The sequence below is a fragment of the Flavobacterium shii genome, from assembly GCF_025847235.1.
GTDB lineage: Bacteria > Bacteroidota > Bacteroidia > Flavobacteriales > Flavobacteriaceae > Flavobacterium > Flavobacterium shii.
Genome location: NZ_JAOZEW010000015.1, coordinates 14,015 through 39,678, shown reverse-complemented (window position 1 = coordinate 39,678; position 25,664 = coordinate 14,015). Strand labels below are relative to the sequence as shown.

14 protein-coding genes are annotated in these 25,664 nt (G+C 34.1%); 7 read left to right on the top strand and 7 right to left on the bottom strand.

Going from position 1 to position 25,664, the window contains the following annotated elements; all coding sequences use genetic code 11:
- Window positions 1-3 precede the first annotated feature (3 nt).
- From OIU83_RS14330 to OIU83_RS14305, 6 genes are all read right to left on the bottom strand, one after another.
- A complete protein-coding gene (locus OIU83_RS14330) occupies window positions 4-1,476 on the bottom strand; it encodes a glycoside hydrolase family 10 protein (protein ID WP_264206954.1) in 1,473 nt (490 codons plus the stop codon).
- 250 nt (window positions 1,477-1,726) lie between these two features.
- On the bottom strand, window positions 1,727-3,565 hold the full coding sequence (locus tag OIU83_RS14325) for an outer membrane protein assembly factor BamB family protein (RefSeq protein ID WP_264206953.1): 1,839 nt from the start codon (window positions 3,563-3,565) through the stop codon (window positions 1,727-1,729).
- 101 nt (window positions 3,566-3,666) lie between these two features.
- Window positions 3,667-4,488 (bottom strand): alpha/beta hydrolase, encoded by an 822-nt coding sequence (locus OIU83_RS14320; protein WP_264206952.1) that lies wholly within the window; start codon window positions 4,486-4,488, stop codon window positions 3,667-3,669.
- Between the two features lie 16 nt (window positions 4,489-4,504).
- A complete protein-coding gene (locus tag OIU83_RS14315; protein ID WP_264206951.1) occupies window positions 4,505-7,420 on the bottom strand; it encodes an FAD-binding and (Fe-S)-binding domain-containing protein in 2,916 nt (971 codons plus the stop codon).
- 193 nt (window positions 7,421-7,613) lie between these two features.
- A complete protein-coding gene (gene nagB, locus OIU83_RS14310; RefSeq protein ID WP_264206950.1) occupies window positions 7,614-9,539 on the bottom strand; it encodes a glucosamine-6-phosphate deaminase in 1,926 nt (641 codons plus the stop codon).
- A 135-nt stretch (window positions 9,540-9,674) separates the two neighbouring features.
- Window positions 9,675-10,424 carry a DeoR/GlpR family DNA-binding transcription regulator gene (locus OIU83_RS14305; RefSeq protein ID WP_264206949.1) on the bottom strand — a complete coding sequence of 250 codons (750 nt, stop codon included), beginning with the start codon at window positions 10,422-10,424 and terminating at the stop codon, window positions 9,675-9,677.
- 245 nt (window positions 10,425-10,669) lie between these two features.
- Between OIU83_RS14305 and OIU83_RS14300 the strand changes: the two genes are divergently transcribed.
- The 4 genes from OIU83_RS14300 (at window position 10,670) to murQ (ending at window position 18,044) form a co-directional block, all read left to right on the top strand.
- Window positions 10,670-13,957, top strand: a complete 3,288-nt coding sequence (locus OIU83_RS14300; RefSeq protein ID WP_264206948.1) for a SusC/RagA family TonB-linked outer membrane protein — start codon at window positions 10,670-10,672, stop codon at window positions 13,955-13,957.
- Between the two features lie 24 nt (window positions 13,958-13,981).
- Entirely contained in the window at window positions 13,982-15,715 is a 1,734-nt protein-coding gene (locus OIU83_RS14295; RefSeq protein ID WP_264206947.1) for a RagB/SusD family nutrient uptake outer membrane protein, read from the top strand.
- A gap of 211 nt (window positions 15,716-15,926) precedes the next feature.
- Window positions 15,927-17,126, top strand: coding sequence for an exo-beta-N-acetylmuramidase NamZ family protein (locus tag OIU83_RS14290; RefSeq protein ID WP_264206946.1), 1,200 nt, complete (start codon window positions 15,927-15,929; stop codon window positions 17,124-17,126).
- Window positions 17,127-17,216: 90 nt separating this feature from the next.
- Complete coding sequence (gene murQ, locus OIU83_RS14285) at window positions 17,217-18,044, top strand: N-acetylmuramic acid 6-phosphate etherase (protein WP_264206945.1); 828 nt, start codon at window positions 17,217-17,219, stop codon at window positions 18,042-18,044.
- Window positions 18,045-18,512: 468 nt separating this feature from the next.
- Here the strand turns inward: murQ and OIU83_RS14280 are convergent, their stop codons facing one another.
- The gene (locus OIU83_RS14280) at window positions 18,513-19,262 is read right to left on the bottom strand and encodes a DeoR/GlpR family DNA-binding transcription regulator (RefSeq protein ID WP_264206944.1); all 750 of its coding nucleotides are present in this window, start codon (window positions 19,260-19,262) and stop codon (window positions 18,513-18,515) included.
- 245 nt (window positions 19,263-19,507) lie between these two features.
- On the opposite strand from OIU83_RS14280, the gene OIU83_RS14275 reads away from it, so the two are divergent.
- From OIU83_RS14275 to OIU83_RS14265, 3 genes are all read left to right on the top strand, one after another.
- The gene (locus tag OIU83_RS14275) at window positions 19,508-22,567 is read left to right on the top strand and encodes a SusC/RagA family TonB-linked outer membrane protein (protein WP_264206943.1); all 3,060 of its coding nucleotides are present in this window, start codon (window positions 19,508-19,510) and stop codon (window positions 22,565-22,567) included.
- A 15-nt stretch (window positions 22,568-22,582) separates the two neighbouring features.
- A complete protein-coding gene (locus tag OIU83_RS14270; protein ID WP_264206942.1) occupies window positions 22,583-23,860 on the top strand; it encodes a RagB/SusD family nutrient uptake outer membrane protein in 1,278 nt (425 codons plus the stop codon).
- A 234-nt stretch (window positions 23,861-24,094) separates the two neighbouring features.
- Complete coding sequence (locus OIU83_RS14265) at window positions 24,095-25,603, top strand: sodium:solute symporter (RefSeq protein WP_264206941.1); 1,509 nt, start codon at window positions 24,095-24,097, stop codon at window positions 25,601-25,603.
- The last annotated feature ends 61 nt before the right edge of the window (window positions 25,604-25,664 follow it).

The following is a 25,664-nucleotide window of genomic DNA, read 5'->3' as shown; positions in this document are numbered from 1 at the left end:
TTGTTAAAATTGTATTGGAATACTTTCCGTTTGTGTGGTACTCAAAGCGGTAATGGCATAGATGTATTTATCAAAATTAGCGTTTGGCACTTCTAATTTTGTTGCTGTGGTTACGTAGTAAATATTCTCTGAGCTAGAGAAATCGGTTATTTTTCCTTTGGAAAATCTATAAATCACATACTTTTTATTGTTCAGTCCAGCCTTCCAGGTAAGCAATCCTTTATCTCCGCTTTTAGCAATTGTAGCATTTATTGGTGGTTGTGGTGTTATTCTTGTAATTCTGTTTGCCTCAGGTGTTAATGCGATATATTTATATTCTTTCTCGATAATCGGTTTTCTAAGTGTATCTCCTTTTTTTAGAAAATTGTTTGCTGTAAAATACATTGAGCCATCTAGTAAAGGCAGAGACCGAACCATTTCTATTTGCTTCACAATCTGGTCTGGACTTCTCCACTCTACTTCGTTAGCCGTTTTTGAAAGCTTATAAACTCCGTGACCTACATACACATTTGTCCCATATTTATGTTTTGCCCACCATTTTGCCAAAACTTCAAAATTTGCTCTGTCAAAACCAATGTGCCAATATATTTGAGGTGTTACATAATCTATCCAGTTTTCTTTTTGCCATTTTAAAACATTGGCATACAAATCATCATAGTTTGTCGCTCCTGCCGTCGTATTTGATCCTTCTGAATCTTTAGCAATATTTCGCCATACGCCAAAAGGTGAAATTCCAAATTCGACTTCTGGTTTATTTGCAATTATAGTATCTCTTATTTGTTTGATTATTAAATCGACATTGTCTCTCCTCCAATCGTCTTTGTCCTTAAACTGTCGAGGTTCTTTGGCAAAAGCAACTTCATCAGGGAATTCTTGTCCAGCAATTCTGTATGGATAAAAATAATCGTCCATGTGTATTGCCTGAATGTCATAATTCCGAACTATTTCCCCCACTACCGAAGCTACAAAATCTCTGGTTTCTTTGTAACCGGGATTAAAATATCTCGTTTTTCCGTACGTAAGGAATAGCTCTGGTTTCTTAAAATACAAATGTGTTTTGGCAAGTACATCCTTAGTTGTGTCTTTTTGTACACGATAAGGATTTAGCCATACATGCACGCTCATTCCTCTTTTTCCAGCTTCATCAATCATCAATTGTAATGGGTCAAAACCTGGGGCAACGCCTTGTGTTCCTGTTATCCAATGTGATGCTGGTTCTTTTGTCGATTTGTAATAGGCATCGGCTGTAGGACGAATTTGAAAAATTACAGTGTTCAGATTATACGACCGTAAATTATCCAGAATCGCAATCATTTCAGCTTTCATCACTTTATCTGACAAACCTGGTTTTGAAGGCCAATCTATATTATCGACAGTAGAGATCCAAGCTGCCCGCATTTCTCTTTTAGGCGGTTGCTGTCCAAAAAGATTGGCTTGAATCAGCAACACTAGAATTAAAATTTTTAAGGTTTTCATAAATTCTATTTTTGGTTAGTTATTTTTTTTAATCTTTAGCGGAGGATTTAACCGCTAAGCTCGCAAAGATTTTTTAATCTGTTTAATCCTAGGGCAATTAACCGCAAAGTCCGCTAAGATTTTACGCAAAGTTCGCAAAGACTTTTAATCTATTTAATCCTTTAATCTGTGGCGGAAAATTAACTGCAGAGCACGCAAAGGTTTTCACTTAATATTGTCATTCAAGAAATGACAAACTAGACGAAACAACTTACTCTAACAAATAAATTCCTCCCTCAATAAGCGATGTCCAAACGTTGCCTTTTTCATCTACTGAAAATCCGTTTACACTCGAACTTCCTAAATTAATTTGTTTTATAATCTCAAATTTCTCCTCATCAACAATTACGACTTCTCCTTTTCTGCTTCCTATATATATCTTATTATTGCTTTCTATTATTGCTGCCGGATTATGTTCGTACCCTAGTTTTAAATCTAGAATCTTGCTTTGGGCAATCAAATTTTCTTCTGTCAATTCTAGATTATCACTCAATGGCAATCTTAGCAATTCGCCATTCATTGTTTTTGCATAAAACCGCTTTCCATCTTGGCTTTTTCCCATCGATTCTCTAACTTTCCATTTAGAAGTTCTCAAAAGTGTTTTACCTGTTTCGATATCCAAAATGGTCAAAAAACGTTCGGGAGTAACAAAGTAAAGTCTGTTTTTTGTCGACACTACATTTACATTTCCAGCCGAATACAAAAGCTGATTTGTATTGCCGTTATTCCATTTCCAAATAAGTGCTCCCGTATTTTTATTTAAGCAATACATATTAGCATCCCATGCTCCGAAAATGATTTTGTCTCCTTGTATCAATGGTGTTCCTTGCGAATACGATTGTGGTAAGTTATTCTTCCAGATTACCTGTCCACTAGCGGCATCTATGCAAATAAATGCTGTAGAACTTGCTGTATAAATTTTATTGTTCTCGACAATTGGCGAACCTACCAAAACTCCGCCAACAGCTTTGCTCCATTTTTGTTTACCCGATTCGGTATCAAATCCTAACAGATTCCCCTCTATCGTACCAATAACAAGATTGTTTTTTACAATAATTGGTGCGAAATAAATAGCATTCCCTGTTTCTGTTTTCCAATTCAGCTTTTTATTTTTCAAATTAACCGATTGTATCTCACCAATAGAATTGGTAAAATAAAGGCTCTTTTTATCAAAACAAGGAACACTATAAATAGATGCAATGTCTTTTATAAATGGAAAGAAATTAGTTTCTAAATTATCTTTGGGAATTTCAATTTTTGAAGGTTTTGTTGGAACGGAGAAATTAAAAACTCCTGCTTTGTCTATCACTTTCTGATAAACACTAATACTATCATTACTGATTACAACTTCGTTATAGCTTTTTGTTTTTCCGTCGCGTGAAGTAATCGACGCTCCCATAATACCGCTTAAACCCGAGAAATCATATTTTTTTAAAGTGTGTCCGTGACCACAGAAACTTACAACTGTAGGGTACTTTTCTAGAACAGAGAGTACTTCTTTATAATTACTCACACTATTATCTAATGGGTAATGTGCAAAATTCAGTACTTTTTTATTGCTGTTCTTAAGACTGTCTTTTAGTGTTTGGTCAAGCCAAAGGACATCTTCATGCTTTACAAAACCATCTCCCATTTTCATGTATGGCCCACACGGAAATCCGATAAATAGATAATCTCCTTTTGAGAAAACAAATCTATCGTTTCCCCATATTTTTTTATAGGTCAATCCTGCGCTTTCGCTCCAATTGGTTTCGTGATTTCCTGAGATTACATAATACGGAATTTTCAATTTAGCCAGAATTGAATGCACTTGCTTTAGTTCATCATCTGCCCCACGATTCGTTAAATCTCCCGTTACTACAACAAATTCATTATCCGAATTATTGATTTCTTTTATAATGTTTTGCAACAAAAAATCATTTTCGTTCCCCACAGAAACATGCAAATCTGTAAGTTGTACAAACTTGATATTTCCTGATTTTTCTGCCTTTTGAGAAAACCCTGATGCAGTTATAAAAATCAATAATATTATCGAAAATGAATGTTTCATAAGCAATTATTAAATCTATTGGTTGTTATTGTTGTGTTAGACGCACTGCGGTGCGTCTCTACAGAAAACCTTTAAACCTTTGTTTCTCTGTCCCTTTAAACCTATTTCACAGAACTATTAAAAAAAATATAAAAAAACAGCAACTGAAATTTTAGGGAGTTTTCCCAATACTCACCATTATGTTTTCCTGGTCGTTCTATATAATCATGATTTATTTTTAGACCGAGCATCTTTGTATGAAGTTCTCTATTTACATCAATAAAAAAATCATCTACACCACAATCAATAATTAGTTTTAGATTGTTGTTCTCTACCAATCCAAGCATATTTACTACTGTGTTTTTGTTCCAATTTTCAGGAAATTCAGTTATTGAGCCTAAACGTTTTTTTATATCCCATTTCTCTGGAAACGGACGAAAATCTACTCCTCCGCTCATACTTCCAGCAGCTCCAAACACATCCTGATGTTTAAACGAAAGATACAATGCTCCGTGTCCACCCATACTAAGACCTGATATGGCACGACCTTCTCGACTTGCAATCGTTTTGTAATTTTTATCTATAAATGGAACTAGTTCATCTACAACATAAGTTTCATATTTAAAAGTTGGATCAATCGGACTATCAAAATACCAGCTTGAATAATTACCATCAACACCTATTACTATAAAACCATATTTATCTACCTGTTCGCCAACTTCTTTAAAGCTTTTTACCCAAGTTGCATAATTCCCACTATATCCATGAAGCAGGTAAACGACTGGTAATTTCTTCTTACTTTTTTTGTAATTCTCAGGAACTATTACACACGTCTTTATGTTTTTATTCATCGAAGTGCTAAACACTTGTATCGTGTCAATCTTAGCAGCTCTTGCCGAAAAAAATAGAAATACTAAGAGTAATGTATAGATTGTTTTTTTCATAGTATTATGGTGTTTTTTATTGTAAACATTCTCTCAAAATCGTCACTGGATGCATTGCTTTTCTATTGGTTCCATCAAAAATCTGATGCCGACAGCTTGTTCCTGCAGCAGCAATTGCCGTAGTTGATTCGGTTGTACGGATTTTTGGAAATAAAGTATCCTCGCCCATTTGCATACTAATTTCGTAATGTTCTTTTTCATATCCAAATGAACCCGCCATACCACAACAACCTGAATTATAAATGGTAACCGAACTATTTTTAGGTACATTTAGCATTGCAAAAGAAGCTTCGACAGTACTTAATGATTTTTGATGACAGTGCCCGTGAATTTTTATTGTTTTCTCCACATCCGAAAATTGTCCGGCATGAATTTTCCCTGTTGTTATTTCTCGTTTAAAGAACTCTTCAACTGTAAATGTATTTTTCGATAATTTCTCGGCACTTTCTTTGTCTTTTGCCAATCGAATGTATTCGTCTCTAAAAGTCAATATTGCCGATGGTTCAATTCCAACTAGCGGTATATTTTCTGAAATTAAATCTTTAAAAATACCTACGTTTTTATTGGCGATTTCTTGTGCTTCTTCCAGGAATCCTTTGGATATAAAAGCTCTTCCGCTTTCTTCGTGATCTACAATAATTACTTCGTAGCCTAAGCTTGTCAGTAATTCATAGGCATCTATCCCAACTGGAACATCATAATAATTGGTGAACTCATCACAAAAAAGATAGACTTTTCCGTTTTCGAAAGAATTACTTCCTACTGATTTTTTATTTTTTTCATACCACTTTCTAAAAGTCGTTGGTGCCAATAATGGAACTTGTCTTTGAGATGCAATTCCCATGCTTTTTTTAACCAAGCCTAAATTAGCTACAAAATTTATCATAGAAGGCGCAATGCTTCCTAACTTATTAAGTTTAGAATTGAAAGCAAATATTTTATTGCGAACAGAAAATCCGTTTGCTTTTTGGTATTGGTATAAAAACTCCGATTTTAAAGTCGCTACATCTACATTACTTGGGCATTCGCTCGCACAGGCTTTACAGCTCACACACAACTCAAATACTTTATATAATTCTTCGTGGTCGAATTTATTGTCTTTCTCCGAATGGGTTAGGTATTCTCTCAGAGCATTGGCTCTGGCACGAGTCGTATCTTTCTCATTTTTGGTAGCACGATAACTAGGGCATAAAGTTCCTCCTGCCGAAGGTAATTTTCTGCAATCGCCTGAACCATTACATTTTTCGGCAGCACGCAAAATCCCCATACTATCTGAGAAATCCTGAATTGTTTTAATATCTGGTTCTACTCTTCCTGATTCTACCCGAAGGTTCTCGTCCATTTTCCAAGCGTTTACAATTTTTCCAACATTCAAAATTGTATGTGGGTCAAAAGCGCTTTTAATTCGTTTTAATAATTCGTAATTCTTTTCGCCTATCATAAAAGGCAAAAACTCTCCACGAACTATTCCATCACCGTGTTCTCCACTTAGTGAACCTCTATATTTTTTTACCAAAATAGCCACTTCGGTAGCAATGTTTCTAAATTGGTGTAATCCTTCTTTTGTTTTTAAATTTAAAACCGGACGTAAGTGAATTTCTCCTGCTCCTGCGTGTGCATAATAAATAGCACTTTGCCCATGACTTTCCATCATGGCAGAGAAATCGGCAATATAATTAGGTAAATCACTTAGTTCAACCGCTGTATCTTCTATAGAATCTGCTGCTTTATCATCGCCTACAATACTTCCTAAAAGCCCCAATCCTGCTTTTCGCAATTCATTTATTTTATCAATATCGGTTCCATAAATTTTAGGCAAAGCATACCCAAAATTATTTTCCTCAAGGTCTTTAATCAAAGCATCTGCCTGAAATTCGGCATCTTCCATATTATGGTGAGATCCTACTTCGAGCATTATAACTGCCTTGGGTTCTCCCACAATAAAAAACCTGTTTTTAGCTTGTTCTCTATTTGTTTTGGTACAATCTAATATCGTATCATCCATCATTTCACAAGTATACAAATGATGTTTCATTGCAGTAACTACAGCTTCTAAACTTTCTTGAATAGTATGAAAATGTGCCACAACCATAACATTATTTGTTGGTGGCAAATCATCTACTTTCAGTGTGATTTCTGTGGTAAATGCCAAAGTTCCTTCACTTCCGCAAAGTAACTTTCCTAAATTTATTGTGTTTTCTTTACCCGAAAATAAGTCTGATTTTAATAATAAATCAATGGCATAACCTGTATTTCTTCTGTGAATTTCAGGTTTCGGAAATTCTTTTACAATTTCTTCTTGGTTTTCTTTATTCGAAAGTTCCTCGTAAATTGCTTTGTAGATTTTACTTTCCAGCGAATCCCCTTTTGTCTTTTCTATAAATTCCTCCGAAGACATTTCCTTAAATACAACAATGCTTCCGTCGCTTAAAACAGCTTTAATTTCGACTATTTTATCGCGAGTGACACCATAACGTATCGATGTTGTTCCTGATGAATTATTCCCTACCATTCCGCCAATCATACATCGATTTGTGGTCGAAGTATTAGGTCCAAAGAATAATCCGTGTGGTTTTAAATACAGATTCAGTTCATCGCGAATTACTCCAGGCTGGACTCTTACAATTTTACTTATAGGATCAAAAGCCACAATATTAGTAAAATGTTTAGAAACATCTACAATTATTCCATTTCCCACCGTTTGACCGGCTAAAGAAGTCCCTGCTGTTCTGGGAGTTATTGAAATCTTATTTTTTTCTGCAAAACGAATAATCTTGACAATATCTTCTTCTGATTTTGGAACTGCCACTGCAAGTGGCATAATTCTATAAGCAGAAGCATCTGTAGCATATAATTTTTTATGAAGCTCATCATAAAAAAGAGTTCCTTCTAATGAATCAGATAATTGTTTTAATTGAAGAGGGTCAGACATTTAATGGTGGTATTGTTTTTTTTTAAATATAAAATGGTTAATCTTTATATTATTCTTCAAGTTCTTTTATTGAACTTATTTGTTAGCAAGATTAAACCCAACAGATTTTAAAAATCTGTTAGGTTCGCGGTACAAAATCTTGCAGGATCATAATCCTATTGGAAATCAATGTTTTATTAATCGAATTTGTTTATTAGTAATCAAAACGCTTAAAAGCTTCTATTGCTTCATATTCTGCAAGCCCAAGGTCATCGTATAAAATTGCTGTATTCTTATTGCGATCCTCAGCTCTAACCCAAAATTCTCTTGAGTCATTTCCTTGAAACATTACTCTGTCTTTTTGAGATTGATGGTATAAAATTGCATGACGCTTTAATAATACTTCCGATGGACTTAATGGTACTGCCATATCAATTTCGTGGATATCCCATTCATGCCAAGCTCCTCTATACAACCACAACCAACAATCATTCATATAAAGTTGTGACTTTAATTCCTTCATTGCAGCAAATATGGCATTAAGACATACTTCATGCGTTCCATGTGGATCTGCTAGATCTCCAGCTGCAAATACTTGATGTGGTTTTATTTTGGCGATAATATCTTTTACGATTGCAACATCTTCGGGACCTAATGGGTTTTTCTTGACTTGTCCGGTTTCATAAAATGGAAGATCCAGGAAATGAGTATTTTCGTCCTTTAATCCTATATATCTTGTAGCTGCATAGGATTCTCTTCTTCTGATAAGCCCTTTTAATTTTCGAACTTCCAAAGAATCGATTTGATTTTCTGATTTATTATTCAGAAAATCAATCACCAATTTAAAATTTATTTTAGTATCGACATCAGTAACAAAATCGTTGCATACCTCAGCAAATTTTAATGCCTCATCATCGGTAACCGCTATGTTTCCAGAAGTTTGATATACAACATGCACATCATGCCCTTGTTTTATTAATTTAGAAAATGTTCCTCCCATCGAGATAACATCATCATCTGGATGTGGACTAAAAAGAATGACTCTTTTCTTTGCCGGATTGGCTCTCTCTGGACGGTGTGAATCATCTGTATTAGGTTTTCCCCCCGGCCATCCTGTAATGGTATGCTGTAAAACATTGAACATATTAATATTCAAATCATAAGCAGAACCTTCTTGCGCCAAAAGGTCTGACATACCATTATTGTTATAATCTCTGTCGGTAAGTTTTAATATAGATTGTTTGGTTTCTTTACATAGCCAAACGATTGCTTTGCTTTTTAATTCTTGTGTCCAAGTACAACCGCCTACTAACCACGGTGTTTCAAATCGTGTTAGTTCAGATGCAGAAGACTTATCTAATACAAAAGTTGCGTTTGAATGATTTTGCAAAAATGTAGCAGGAACTTCTGAACTTATATCTCCTTGAATGGTTCTCTTGATAATTGCAGCTTTATTTTGTCCCCAAGCCATAAGTACAATTCTTTTAGATCTAAGAATTGTAGAAACTCCCATTGTAATAGCTCTTTTGGGAACGTTATCAATACCATTAAAGTCTGATGAGGCATCGACTCTCGTAATATGATCTAATGTTATAATTCTTGTTCCTGAATTAATGTGTGATCCTGGCTCATTAAATCCTACGTGTCCTGTACGACCAATTCCTAGAAGTTGAAAATCAAGCCCTCCAGACTCTTTTATTTTCATTTCATAATCAATACAATATTGATTCAGTTCGTCTAAAACCACTGTTCCGTCTGGAATATTTACGTTTTCTGGTTTTATATCGATATGATTAAACAGATACTGATGCATGAAATAATGATAACTCTTACGGTTCTCTTTGGTCATCGGATAATACTCATCCAGATTAAAAGTAACAACATTGTGAAAACTAAGCCCCTCTTCTTTGTGCATTCGAACTAACTCTTCGTATACTTTTATAGGTGATGAGCCTGTTGCCAGACCAAGTACACAAGTTTTATTCTTAGCTTGTTTTGAACGTATTAATTCGGCTATTTCCTGAGCAACTGCTTTTGAACCTACAATTGAATTATCAAAAATCACATTATGATTTTTTTCAAATCGTGTTTCTTCAAATTTTCCGGGTATGTCGTATGCCAAAGAAGTATTGGTTTTCATAATATATCTCTTAGTTAAAAAATTAGTTTAACAAATATATACAAAAAACAAAACGAATACATTATTTTGCGTTTTTTAATAAAAATAAATTATAATCCAGTAAAATAATGCACGAAAGATTGATTCAATCTTAAATTATAGTACAAAAACCCCGGATTTTCTATACTCTTCCAATCTTAAATCTTCTGGATCCAAATCGGTAACAATGGTATCTAGCTGACTAAGCTCACAAACAACATGCGGCATTTTAGTATTTAATTTATCAGAAGAAAACATAGAAACAACTCTATCAGAGGACTCTATCATGGCTTTTTTAACAATAGAAACTTCATATCCTATTTCTGTCAGGCCCTGCTTTACGTTAATACTACTGGCACCTATAAAGCAAATATCCGCCTTAATCTTCGACAAAACCTGGATTACATCCATCCCTATAGTAACCATTGCATTTTTCTGCATTTTTCCACCAATAAATATTAAATCTATATTTGGATGCTGGGACAATTGCATTGCTATCGGTAAGCTATACGTATAGATAGTAGCCTTTAAATCGGAAGGAATCAGCTTTGCAAAAACCAAATTTGTGCTTCCTCCACTCATTATAATAACCTGTCCATCACGCAATAAAGACAATGCTTTTGTAACAATTTTTATCTTTTCATCTTCAGCACTTATATCAATATTAAAAACATCAACTGCCTTTTCTATAACCTGTATCGCACCACCATAAACCTTCTCTAGCAGTTTTTTGCTATCCAATTCATTTAAGTCTCTCCTTATTGTATCTTCTGATAAATCCAGAGCCAAAGCCAAATCCGTTGTGACAACTTTTTGTTCTTCAATGAGTTTAGTCATTATATATTTATGTCTTTCGGCTTTCAGCATTTTTTAAAAATTAAAATTTCAGCACAAATATATCAAATAATTCAATTCAAAAGCGGAGAACACCCTAGCAACCGCAACAGTTTGCGCATTTAAAATTACAATTACAAAATACAAGTTATCATTCAGTTAAAAATGCATTATTTTGCATTATTAAAGTTAATTTTTGAAAATAAATACAAAATATTGCATTTACACGCAATAAATAAATATATTTGCTCAACAACCATTAAAAAAACCAAATAATCATGAAAAAATCATTTCTTATTTCATTGTTGGTTTTGTTCGCTCAAGTAGCATTTGGGCAAACAAAAACAATTACTGGAACTGTAAAAAACAAAGCAGACAAAATTCCTATACCGGGAGTTACTGTACTTATTAAAGGAAGTGCAAATGGTAGCTCTACCGATTTTGATGGAAAATTCAGCATCGCCATAACTCCTGGACAAACTCTTAGTTTCAGTTATATGGGTTACGAAACTAAGGACATCAAAATTGAAGGGCAACAAACCATCAATGTTGATCTGGCAGAAACCACTTCAAAACTAGACGAGGTAGTTGTTGTAGGATTTGCTTCCCAGAAAAAAACTAATGTAACAGGTGCTGTCGCTTCTATTGATGTTGCTAAAACAATAGGAAGCAGACCATTAACAGATATAAGTAAAGCATTACAAGGCACTACACCCGGTGTAAACATTAACTTTGACTCTGGAAACCTCAACCGTGCAGCAAAGATAAACATACGTGGAGCGGGAACTATTAATGGTTCTGATGCTCCTCTTATATTAGTTGATGGAGTTCCAACGGATTTAGCACTTATTAATCCAAATGACGTAGCAACGATGTCTGTACTTAAAGATGCGGCTTCGGCGTCTATCTATGGAGCTCGTGCTGCTTTTGGGGTAGTACTTATTACTACTAAAGGAGGAAAAACAGGAGAGGGAAAAGTTCGATTCTCTTATAGCGGAAATACTGCTTTTACCAATCCTATTTCTACATTACAATTCTTAGATCCAACAGAAGAAATTCCGGGCTTGATCGCAGCAGGAACACGTTCTGAAGGAGCTACACCAGAATTTTTCGGAGCAAATTACAGTACTTTACTAGCAGGAATTAAAACCTGGAAAGAAAAATATGCTAATAACCGTACCAGCAATGAAATGGTTTATGGTGAGGATTGGGAAATAAAAAATGGTACACCTTATTTTTACAGAGTTTGGGATGCCAATAAAGAAATGTATGCAAATAATGCAGTTCAAACTTCACACAACTTTTCTGCACAAGGTAATCTGGGAGAAAAAAGTTCTTTCTACGCTTCATTTTCACTTACAGATCAAGAAGGTATGTTAAGAGTGAATCAGGAAACCAGAAAAAGAACAAATATAAACTTAGGATTCACTACAAAACTAGCCGATTGGCTTACAGGAGATTTCAAAGTAATGACAATTCGCAATAATTACAGCCAGCCTTTTAATTATTATGGAGGTTCTGGTACCGATGACTCAAAATATACAGGTTATTTTGGTTATGCGTTACGTTGGGGACAATACACTCCGAATTTCGGAACGTACAGAGGGTATAATTTCCGTACAGCGGGAGGGTATTTATCTAATGCCTCTATGAACGAAAATAATCAATATAACAACAGGTTAAGTGCTAAATTTACAGCAGAAATAGCAAAAGACCTTAATTTAATAACCGAAATAAGCAGTGTTACCGATTATTATTCAAGAAAACAAAACGGTGGTAAATTCCAAGCTTGGGATAGCTGGTCGGCAATGCCTTATGACGCTACAACAATCCAAACTGCTATACCTACAACTCTTGAAGCTGGAAATGATTTTGTTTCCCAATCGAAGGCAGAAACAAAAACAAATGTTGTTAATATTTATGCTAACTATAAAAAACAATTTAATAAACATAATATTAAATTCTTAGGAGGTTTCAACTCGGAGTGGCAAGATTTCTCTCGTACTTATGCAAGAAGAAATACACTGTTAGACAAATCAAAACCGGAGTTCAATCTTGCAGTAGGAGAACAATTTGTTTCCGGAGCTGCAAATACTGATTTAAACCCATCAGAAACAAGCTATTCAATCGCAGGTTTCTTTGGTCGTATCAATTATGATTATAACGGAATTTATTTATTAGAAGTGAACGCCCGTTATGATGGTTCCTCTAAATTCCCAACAGACCAACAATGGGGATTCTTCCCATCAGCATCTATAGGATATAAAATTGTTAATGAATCATTTATGGAAGGCACACGTGGTTGGTTAAACGACCTTAAATTACGTGCTTCTATAGGGGCAATTGGAAATCAAAATATTGGAAACAACGCCTTCTTATCTGTATTAAATTCTAAAAATCCATCGTGGATAAATAGCGGGTCTGTACTACCTCCTTCTACAGAGTTACCTTCTAATGTAGACCCAGCATTAACTTGGGAAAAAGTATATACTAAGGATGTAGGTATAGATATTAGAATATTTGATATGCTTAGTGCTTCGTTTGACTGGTACCAACGTGATACAAAAGGAATGCTGGCTCCTGGTATAACACTTCCGGGGTCATTTGGCCAGAACGCAGCACAAACAAACTCAGGAAACATGAGAACAAGAGGATGGGAATTGTCTTTGAACTTTAATAAAAATATTAGCGAAAATGCTTCGGTATTTGTTGATGTGGCTTTATCAGATTACAAATCTGTAATTACAAAATGGAATAATACTTCTAAACTACTAGGCTTAGTTTCACCTGGTGTATATCCTTATTATGATGGTTACGAAATTGGTCAGATCTGGGGTTTAACAAGTGATAGACTTTTGCAATCTAGTGACGTGTTTACCAATAATGGTAAAACGGTTAATGGAGTTGACTATTCTAAAACAATGCTTGGTAATTTTAAATACGGCCCTGGAGATGTGCATTATGTAGACACTAATGGTGATGGTGTTATATCACGTGGAGCAGGAACTGCAGATGATCATGGAGATTTAAGTAAAATTGGTAACTCAACTCCTCGTTACAAATACGGAATAACTTTAGGTGGAAAATATCGCGGACTTGATATTTCCGGTTTCTTCCAAGGAGTTGGTAAACGTGACTACTGGGCTGCCTCAGATGCTGCATTACCTTTCTACCGTGCGCCACAACAAATGTATGCAAACCAAGCAGACTATTGGACACCTGAAAATACAGAAGCGTACTGGCCTAATCCGTATTCAGGGAATGAATCGACTGCTTTTGGTGGTGCTACTAATGGTATGAATAACTTCATAACTCAATCAAGATACTTGCTTAACATGTCATATTTACGTCTTAAAAATGTTACTCTTGGATATTCTTTACCTAAGGATTTTATCAAAAAAGCAGGATTAGAAAAATTAAGAATATACGCTTCGGGAGAAAACTTAGTGACTTGGGCAGATAGCCGTCTTCCTGTAGATCCAGAAATTGACGAATCAGAAGTTTTCTGGGGAAGAGCTTATCCATTTACCAAAACAATATCTTTTGGTGTTGAGCTATCTTTCTAATACTAACAATTCAAAAATTTTAAAATGAAAAAAACAATTATAAAATCTAAATTACTGCTGATATTTGCTGCAACTATAGTAGCAATGAACGCAGTAAGTTGTTCGGACTATCTAACAGATGATCCTGCAGATAAATTTACAAACGAAAACTTTTGGCAATCAGAAGACAATGTAAAAACTTTTTCATGGGTTAACTATGATACATTCTATGGTTACGGAAACGGCACGGGAATTGGACTTTCTTCTTTCTATTTCCATGGTAGCGATTCCAAAGTAGATGATAACCTGGCTGCTTACGTTTTTTATCAAATGCCAGTTACACCAATTGCGACTAATACAACTTCATGGAATGAATACTATACCCTTATTCGTCGTTGTAACTTGATGCTGGAAAAAATACCTACTGTTCCTATGCCTGAGGCAAAAAAGAATCATTACATAGGCGTAGCTAAATTTTTCAGAGCGTATACTTATTTCCGTTTAGTTCAAAAAATGGGAGATGTACCTTATATCGATAAATATTTATCTCAAAATGATCCTGAAGTATATTCGCTAGCAATGAAAAGAGCAGATATTATAGATAAAGCTATTGCAGAGCTGGAAGAAGCAACTAAATTGTTACTGGATACTGGTGATAAAAATACTACTGTAAATAAATATACAGCTTATGCTGCCTTAAGTAATGTTTGTATCTACGAAGGAACTTATAGAAAATACCATTTAGGTCAAGATGGAAGCGCTTATCTTAATAAAGCCAAAACAGCTTCATTGGCAATAATGAACAATACAAGTTATAAATTAAACACCGATTGGAAATCTCTTTACAACTCTGTTGAATTGGCTGGTAACTCTGAGGTGATACTTGCAAAACGTTATTTAACAAACGTATTAATGCACTCTCTTCAAAACTATACCAATACATCTACTATTCAATATGGTTTAACAAAATGGGCTGCCGAGAGCTATGTAACAACAAATGGATTACCGATACAACAAGCAGGAAATACTCAATTTACAGGAGACGATAACGTTACCAAAACTTTTGCTAATAGAGATCCCCGTTTAGGTAAAACTGTAAATCCTGCCAATTATGGATATAAAGGAAAATCATTTAGTGCTGCTGCCTTAACTTCAATGTCAGGATATGTGTTTGAATTATACAACAATCCTGCAACAACAGGTCCAGATGTAACAACAGGAGGCCGTAATTATACCGATGCGCCAATATTTACATTAAGCGAAGTATATTTAAATTACGCAGAGGCTTGTGCAGAACTTGGTACTGCGACAAATACCGACCTTGATATATCTATCAATAAAGTACGTGTTCGTGCAGGAATAGCACCATTAACTACCGACGGGAGTAATGCCTTTACAGGAGGAGTACAAATTGATGATCCAAGAAGAACAGCTACTTTAGAACAAATTTCGGGCGCTGTTAATCCTCTTATCTGGGAAGTACGTCGTGAGCGTCAAATTGAATTTATGAGCTGGACAACGCTTAGGCAAATGGATATTTACCGTTGGAAAAAAGGAGATTACCTTGATACTTCAAAAAATCTAGATGTAAATCTTGGCGCAAGAATAGGTACTCCTGTTGGAACACAAGTTATAGTAGATGGCAACGGATATATAAAAATATACCCAACAAGCACTAGAACTTTTGAAGCCAAACACTATTTAATGAATATCCCAACAAATGATATTGATTTATATAAAGCTCAAGGCGTAGAATTAAAACAAAATCCAGGTTGGTAATTCCAAATTACTAAACTGATAAAATAATAAACTACCTCTGGGTACAGATAATCTCAGAGGTAGTATTTTTAAATTATATATTCGTACAACGAAGACATAGACGAAATAAGCTACATTCCATCATCAACAATCAAAAAACTGAATATCAATTAAATAATCAAAAATTTTATTTAGTAAATTTCACCTTCTAACTATTAAACTATAATTTAAAATGATAAAATTCATAGCACAAAGTATACTCATTATAGCATCTCTATTTTACACCTCCTCCTATTCCAGTTCATTACAGACTGTTGTAAAAAGTCACCCTCAAAAAATCAATGCCCCAGTAATTAAAACCGGAGCTGATAATTATGATAAATACCTGCCTTTATTAAAAGATAAAAAAGTAGGAGTTGTTACAAATCAAACAGGGATTTTGACTAACAAAAGCCATCTGGTAGATTTTTTATTAGAAAAGAAAATTATGGTTCAAACCATTTTTGCTCCCGAACACGGTTTTAGAGGAACCGCAGATGCAGGTGAGCATGTTGTAGATGGAAAAGATCCAAAAACAGGACTATCGATTATTTCTCTTTACGGAGACAATAAAAAACCCAAAGCAGCACAATTAGCAGAAATCAATGTTATGTTATTTGATCTACAAGATGTAGGTGCACGTTTCTACACCTATATTTCTTCACTGCATTATATTATGGAAGCTTGTGCAGAAAATGGGATTCTGCTTATAATTCTTGACAGACCAAATCCCAACGGCAGTATTGTAGATGGACCTCTTTTAGAAAAAGAATTTAAAAGTTTTGTGGGCATGCACACAATTCCATTACTACACGGAATGACCATTGGAGAATATGCTCAAATGATAAATGGAGAAAAATGGCTTAAAAATGAAGTCCAATGTAAGTTAACCGTTATTCCTTGTACTGATTATAACCGAAAAATGGACTATAACTTACCTGTAAAACCATCTCCAAATTTACCAAATGATCAATCTATAAACTTATACGCAAGTTTATGTTTATTCGAAGGAACTAATGTAAGCATGGGACGTGGAACCGAAAAACAATTTCAGATTTACGGTTCTCCTTTTTTAACGAAAACTAATTTCAGTTTTACTCCTAAACCAAATTTTGGAGCCAAAGACCCAATTTATAATGGAAAAAAATGCTTTGGTGAAGACTTAACTACTTATCCAAAACTAAAACAATTGGAACTTAAATGGCTAATAAAAGCCTATCAAAATACCAGTGATAAAACTAAATTCTTCAATCCTTTTTTTACAAAACTAGCTGGAACAAAAAAATTGCAACAACAAATTGAAAGCGGAATTTCTGAAGATAAAATCAGAAAGACCTGGCAGAAGGATTTAGAAGAATTTAAAAAAATGCGCATGAAGTATCTAATCTACTAAATCAACTCTTTATTTATTGCAGCGTAAAACCAATAATAAATCTATCCTCCAAAAAAATTAAATTAAAAAAATTAAATTAAAAATTAAAAAATGGCAAAAATAAATCCAGATACAGAACGTGAATCACTTTATTCGAATTTAGATAAAATGAGTACTAATGAATTACTTACCAATATAAATAACGAAGATAAAAAAGTAGCCGATATCGTTGAAAAACAAATTCCAAATATTGAAAAATTAGTAGATGCTATCGTTTCTAAAATGAAACTTGGCGGAAGATTATTTTACATCGGAGCGGGTACATCTGGAAGAATTGGTGTTCTTGATGCCTCAGAATGCCCTCCTACTTTTGGAGTTCCCGACAATTGGATTATTGGTATCATAGCTGGTGGTGATTCAGCTATAAGAAAAGCAGTAGAAAACGCCGAAGACGATATTAACCAAGCTTGGAGAGATTTATCTGCCTACGATATTTCGAGTCTAGATGTGGTTATAGGAATTGCAGCTTCTGGAAATACCCCTTATGTTATAGGTGGATTAAAAAAAGCTAGAGAAAACAATATCGTTACAGGTAGCATTTCTTGCAATAGCGCCAGTTTGATTTCTAAACAAGCCGATCATCCTATTGAATTAATTGTAGGACCAGAATTCCTAACCGGAAGTACAAGAATGAAAGCCGGAACATCTCAAAAATTAGCTTTAAACATGATTTCAACATCGGTCATGATTAAACTAGGGAGAATTTATGGTAACAAAATGATCGACATGCAATTGTCTAATAAAAAATTAGTACAAAGAGGAGTGGAAATGATTGTAGAAGAACTCCATATTGATGAAAAACGAGCTTCAGAATTACTAAAAAAACACAAAAGCGTAAGAGCCGTTTTACTAGCAGAAAATAAAAATCTGGAAAATTAATTCCAAAAAAAATAAAACATTTTATCTGTAGTGTATTATAAAAAAAAAGAATATTATCTAAACTATCATATTAACAATGATTCAAATATCTTAACAAGACCGTCTTTGATAGAACCATAAATAGTTTAAAGAATTTACTTAATCCAGATAATGCACCACAGATTTAAAGAAAGTACATTTAGATCTTTAACAAAGAGTTACTAACTTAAATTGTCTAAATGGGACGCGGATGAAACGGATTTACAAAAATAAAGCCGCAGATTAAAAACTGATTTAAAAATAACCAAAAATAAAATCCGTTTAATTCGTGTTATCGCCTTAGCGAATCCGCATAATTCGCGTTCCTTTGGCAATGAGTTAGATAGAATAATACACCTAAAAAATCGAATACATTATTCCTTGTTTTTCTTAACAAAAATAAAATCTAATAACGTGAAACAAAGTAGAAAAACTTAACTCAACCTTAAATTACAACACAAAAACCCCCGATTTTCTATACTCCTCCAGTCTTAAGTCTTCTGGATCCAAATCGGTAACAATTGTGTCCAACTGGCTAAGTTCACAAACAACATGTGGCATTTTAGTATTTAATTTATCAGAAGAAAACATTGAAACAACTCTGTCTGAAGACTCTATCATTGCTTTTTTAACAATAGAAACTTCATACCCGATTTCTGTCAATCCTTGTTTTACATTAATACTACTGGCACCTATAAAACAAATATCAGCTTTAATCTTCGACAAAATCTGGATCACATCCATACCTATAGTAACCATCGCATTTTTTTGCATTTTACCACCAATAAATATTAAATCTATATTTGGATGCTGTGACAACTGCATCGCTATCGGCAAGCTATATGTATAGATCGTTGCATTTAAATCGGAAGGAATTAGCCTAGCAAAAACCAAATTAGTACTTCCACCGCTCATTATAATAACCTGTCCATCATGTAATAAAGACAATGCTTTTGTAACAATTTTTATCTTTTCATCTTCAGCATTTATATTAATATTAAAAACATCAACTGTTTTTTCTGTAGCCTGAATCGCACCACCATAAACCTTCTCTAGCAGTTTCTTGCTGTCCAATTCATTTAAGTCTCTCCTTATTGTATCTTCTGATAAATCCAGAGCCAAAGCCAAATCTGTTGTAACAACCTTTTGATCTTCTATAAGTTTAGTCATTATATATTTATGTCTTTCGGCTTTCAGCATTTTTTAAAAATTAAAAATTCAACACAAATATATCAAATAATTCAATTCAAAAGCAGAGAGCGCACCAGTAACTGCAATAGTTTGCATATTCACCCCTGTAGTTATATACAAAAAGACATTATTCAAGCATAAATGCGTTGTTTTGCATTATTTTAGTTAATTCCAAAAAATAAATACAAAATACTGCATTTATATGCAATAAATAAATATATTTGTTCAATAACCACTAAAAAAACCAAATAATCATGAAAAAACTATTCCTCATTTCATTATTGGTTTTGTTCATTCAAGTAACATTTGGGCAAACAAAAACAATTACTGGAACAATTACAAGTCAATCCGACGGACTTTCTCTACCAGGAGTATCTGTCTTAATTGAAGGAACATCTAAGAGTACCTCAACAGATTTAGATGGAAAATTTAGCATCGCTGCAAATGAAAATGAAACACTTGTTTTTAGTTTTGTTGGATTTGCTTCTAAAAAAGTTAAAATTTCAGCCACCACTAGTGTCATTAATACTAAAATGACCGAAGAACTCAACGCTCTTTCCGAAGTTGTAGTATTAGGATCTACAGTTCGTGCAACTCGTAAAGAGCTTGGAAACGCTGTTACAAGCTTAAAAGGTGAAGACTTGGTAAAGGCACAACCAGGAGGTCTTTCGACTGCTTTGCAAGGAAAAATTGCAGGTGCTCAGGTTTCTCAAAATTCAGGTGATCCTGCCGGAGGATTCAGTATTAAACTTAGAGGAACTTCTTCTATATTAGGATCTTCCGATCCATTATATGTTATTGATGGAGTTGTTTTAAACAATGCGACTACAAACGTTACCAACTTAAATGTAACTTCGGGAAACTCTAATATGCAAATTGGTCAAAACCGATCATCAGATATTAATCCTAACGACATACAAAGTGTCGAAGTATTAAACGGAGGAGCCGCCGCAGCGATTTATGGCTCAAGAGCTGCAAATGGTGTTGTTTTAATTACAACTAAAAAAGGAGTTGCCGGAGAAACCAGATATACATTTTCGACTAGTGTGACCTCAAACCAAATTCGAAAAAAATTAGACATGAATATGTCCGATAAACAATTTGTAAGTACTTCCCCAGCTTTGTTTCCTATACAAGGAAATCCTGCCAGTCCAACTACCGTTAATGTATTGGGAAGAGATCTAGAAACCAGAACCACCAACATTCAACGATATGATTATCAAGATGATATTTTCACTACAGGTATTGGAACCGACACTTACTTTTCGCTACAGGGCGGAGATGAAAAAACTAAATATTTTGCTTCACTTGGCTATTTAGTAAACGAAGGAATTATAAAAAATACAGATTTTAAAAGAGCAGGTGCAAAAGTAAGATTGAAACATGAATTTAATTCGAAATTATCTGCAACAGTAGGATTGAATTATATTAATTCAAGCTCAAATGAAAAACCGGATGGAAACGTTTTCTGGAGCCCAATTAACTCTATTAACATTACCAATAACACTTATGATATTAGTCGAAGAGATGCTAATGGTAATTTATTAGGCGTTGACCCTAACAGGATTAATCCGTTATCTATAATCGAAACTTTCAAAATAAAGCAAAATACAGATCGTATTATTTCCGATTTACAATTAAACTACGTGCCCTTTAAAAACTTCAATGCCGATTTGATTTTTGGTATAGACAATTACAACCAAAGAGGAAATGTATTTATTCCAAGATATCCATATGTGGTTAATCCTGCCTATTATAATGATGGTTACGTTTCTGAAGCAACTAACAGGGTTGTACAATTTAATAACGATTTGAATTTAAGATATCTTTGGAATATCAACGAAAACTGGAAAATGACAACTTACGCAGGATATAATGTACAAACCTACCGTGATGATTTTGCAGCTATTGAAGGTCGAAACTTAAAACCATTTATTGAAACCATAAATGCTTTCAACACTTTAATTCCGGGTTCACCAAGTTCTAGCCAGTCAAAATACAATTTATGGGGTTATTACCTTCAGGAAACCTTTGGCTTTAAAGATAAATTATATATAACGTTAGCAGGAAGACAAGATGCTTCGACTATATTTTCCAGCAATAACAGATCACAGTTTTATCCAAAAGCAAGTTTAAGTTATGTTCTTTCTGATGAAAAATTCATGGAAAACATTCATGATGTTGTGAGTTCAGTTCGTTTTAGAGGATCTTGGGGAAAATCAGGAAGCTTAACTGCGATTAAACCTTATGCTCGTTTTACTAATTATTCTACCGGAACACTTTTAGGAAATAGTACTTTTACTATCGAGGGATTCAAACAAGGTAATTTAGATCTAAAACCGGAACAGAGTGTTACTTATGAAGTTGGTGGTGATTTTGGATTCTTAAAAGATCGCTTAAACTTATCCTTTAGTTATTACAATGCCGACATTGATGACTTGTTATTACCTGTTCAATTAGCTGCTTCTGAAGGAGCTACAAACACGATTCAAAATATTGGAAAAATGAACAATAAAGGATTCGAAGTGAATCTTAAATATGATCTTATCAAAAAAGAGAACTTACATCTTGACTTTTTTGTAAACTATAGCAGTAATAGAAATAAAGTAACAGGATTACCACAAACACGTTTTAAACTAGACAGTAATTTAGCAGGAGCACCCGTTTTTGTTGAAATGGACAAACCAGTGGGGATTTTTTACGGTACTTACTTTGCAAGAAATGAAGACGGCAGTTTATTGTTAACTCCTAGTGGATATCCTCAAACCGAAAAAGGAAACGTAAACACAGGAGCACCACAAAGAGATGCTTCAGGGCAACCTACAGGAACGATTTTGAACAAACAAATTGGAAATCCAAATCCAGATTATATTATTTCATTTGGGGCAAATTTTAATTACAAAAAATTTGGTTTATCAGTATTATTTGATGGCGTTCAGGGAGTAGATGTTTTTGATGCTGATTACAGAACCAGACAAGGTGTTGGATCAGGAACATTGGTTACCAAAGAACTTAATGGAGAATTACCTCGTGGATACATCTGGTCTATTTACAACGTCGAAGAATTTAGAGTAGTTGATGGAAGTTACCTAAAATTAAGAGAAGTTTCTTTAAATTATTCTTTCGGAAAATTAAACCAGTTCTTTGATGATTTAACGATTACCGCAAGTGGTAGAAACCTAGTTTCATGGGATAAATTTACCAGTTTCGATCCAGAAACAAATTCTGGCGGACAATCTTCTGTTGCGAAATATAATTTTGGAACAGTGCCAATTCCTAGCTCATATTCATTGGCAGTAAAAGTTCAATTTTAATCAAATAAAAATATCATGAAAAAAATATTCATCCCTATAGTAGCCTTTGCATTCCTTTTAACCGGTTGCAATGAAGATTATTTAGACCCGACTAAACCATCACAAGAATTAGTTTTTGGAAATAGAGATGGTATCATTGGTGCAGCAAATGGATTGCAGCAACTTTGGACTATTGAGAGAGCAAGTCCCCTTTACAACACCATTACCGGCAACGGGTTTACAACAAAAGAACTACGACTTATAAACGCAGGAAATGTAGATGAAGGTGAACTTTCTATTGGTGGCGATGTACTCTCTACAAAAAATACGGTTGTAAATAATCTATGGTCACAATGCTTGGTGATTAAATCTGAATCTCAAAAAGTAATAGATCATGTCGATGTTTTAACTGCAGAAAATGAAAGAGCAAGCGTTCTCGTTCATGCTACTATTTTTAAGGCACTAGCACTCAATACTCTTGTACAGTACTTTCAAAGTGTTCCTCTAAAAACAGGAAAAAATGCCACTTTTGATTCCAGAACCGATGTATTAAACGAAGCTATTAAAATCTTAAAAGCAACAGAACCGCTTCTCGACAAAGCAACTGGATTTTCAGGTTTGGTAACTACGATTAACTATAAAAATACTGTTTACGCCCTTTTGGCCAGAACTTATTTAATGATTGGAGACTATGATAACGCTATCGCATATGCTGGTAAGGTTGATCTCGCTGCAAAATCAGTATTTGCTTTCGATCAAATTAGTGCCAACCCGATTGCGTACATTTCTATTACGACTAACAATGTATTTCAACCAGTAGATTTAACCTTGGGATTACCTGCAAGTTTAGCTCCTGTAAGTTCTGACGGAAGACTAAATTTCTATATTAAACCAGGTTCAAATCCTACAACTGCAATTGGCTTTTTTGATTCTAATACTAAATCAATACCCGTTTATTTACCAGGTGAAATGATGCTAATTGTAGCAGAAGCATATGCCCGAAAAGACAATTTACCTCAAGCTATTATAGAACTAAATAAAGTTTTAACAAAAACAGCAGCAGCAGATGCTTACGGAATTGGAGCAAACCTTCCTCCATACACCGGAGATATTACAAAAACTGGTATTCTTACCGAAATTTACAGAAACCGTTGTATCGAAATGTATATGTCAAGTCTAAAATTCGAAGATAGCAGAAGATTTGAACGTCCTGCTGCAGGAACAACTGGAGCCGAAAGAAACCGCAATTGGTATCCTTACCCAGATTCTGAGAGAAATAATAATTCTAACACCCCTGCCGATCCTGCATTATAAAACCTCCTGAAATCGAGGCATCTTGATATGCCTCGATTTTTTATAATACAACCACAATTTATTTATTATGAAAAACATCAATCCAGATTAACGAGAAATTAGCATCGGAATTATTAAAAAACATAAAAGCGTAAAAGCCGTTTTACTTGCTAAAAATAAAAATCTGGAAACAACACCTAAACTATTTAAAATCTTTTATAGCTTTATAAAAGAATAAACCTCTAAAGATATAAAATGACACCAAGCACTATCCTTATCCTTATAATCATTTATTTCGGAACATTATTCTATATCTCACATAGAGTCAGCAAAAAAGATGATGGAAATGCTGCTTTTTTTACAGCCAATAAAAACTCCAAATGGTATTTAGTTGCTTTTGGAATGATAGGAACTGCTCTTTCCGGAGTAACTTTTATATCTGTCCCGGGAGAAGTAGGTGCTCCGAGTGGTGAACAATTCAAATACTTTCAATTTGTATTGGGTAACGCTATCGGATTTATAGTAATTACAAAGTTATTATTACCGCTATATTACCGAATGAATTTAACCTCTATTTATGGATATATAGAACAAAGAATGGGGCTTTACAGCTACAAAACAGCTGCCTCTATTTTCTTAATTAGCAGAACCGTAAGTTCTGCGTTCAGACTATACTTAGTGGTAATTGTTTTACAGCGTTTCGTATTTGATTATTATGGTATTCCTTTCGCTTTTACAGTATTAATATCCTTAATTCTAATTTTTTCTTATACCTACAGAGGCGGATTAAAAACAATCATTATAACAGATACTTTACAGACTTTTTTCCTTGTTACTTCGGTTTTCCTTACCATCTATTTTATTTGTGACCGCATGGATTTAAGTGCTATTGGCGCTTTTGAAGAAGTGAAAAACAGTAATTATTCAAAGATATTTTTCTTTGATGATTTTCTGGGAAGCAAATTCCATTTTGTAAAACAAATATTAGGAGGAATGTTTGTAACTATAGCAATGACAGGATTAGATCAGGATTTAATGCAAAAAAACCTGAGCTGTAAAAATATAGGCGAAGCACAAAAGAACATGTTTACCTTTACAGGAATCTTCGTTATTATCAATATCTTCTTTTTAAGTGTTGGAGCTTTACTATACATCTATGCTAATAAAAACGGAATCGCGATCCCAGTTGATTTAATCACAGGTAAACCAAGAACCGATTTACTTTTTCCAGAAATTGCTTTAAATCATTTAGCCACAATCCCGGCAATTGTATTTTTATTAGGAATTATTGCAGCAACGTTTGCCACGACCGATTCGGCATTAACAGCATTAACAACCTCTTTTTGTGTCGATTTTTTAGGCATGGATAAAGCCGAGAATAGCAATAAGAAAAACTCAGTACGCGTAAGACATTTGGTTCATATCAGTTTTTCTGCATTGATCTTCTTCGTAATACTCATTTTTAATTCCATCAATGACAGTTCAGTTGTTGGAATGATATTCAAAGTTGCTTCATATACCTATGGCCCATTATTAGGATTATATGCATTTGGACTGTTCCAAAAATCAAGAAACGTAAATGATAAACTAGTTCCGTTAATATGCCTGTTATCCCCTTTCTTCACGTATTTAATAAATGAAAATTCAAAAATATTATTTTCCGGATATGTATTCGATAATGAACTAATAGTACTAAACGGACTAATAACCTACTTAGGATTATTCCTGACAAGTTCCCGTAGTAGCGAAAAAATAAGTTTTTAAAACCACGTTAAAAACATAACTAATCGACTAACCAATTGGAAACTAAAAATAATTAGAATTC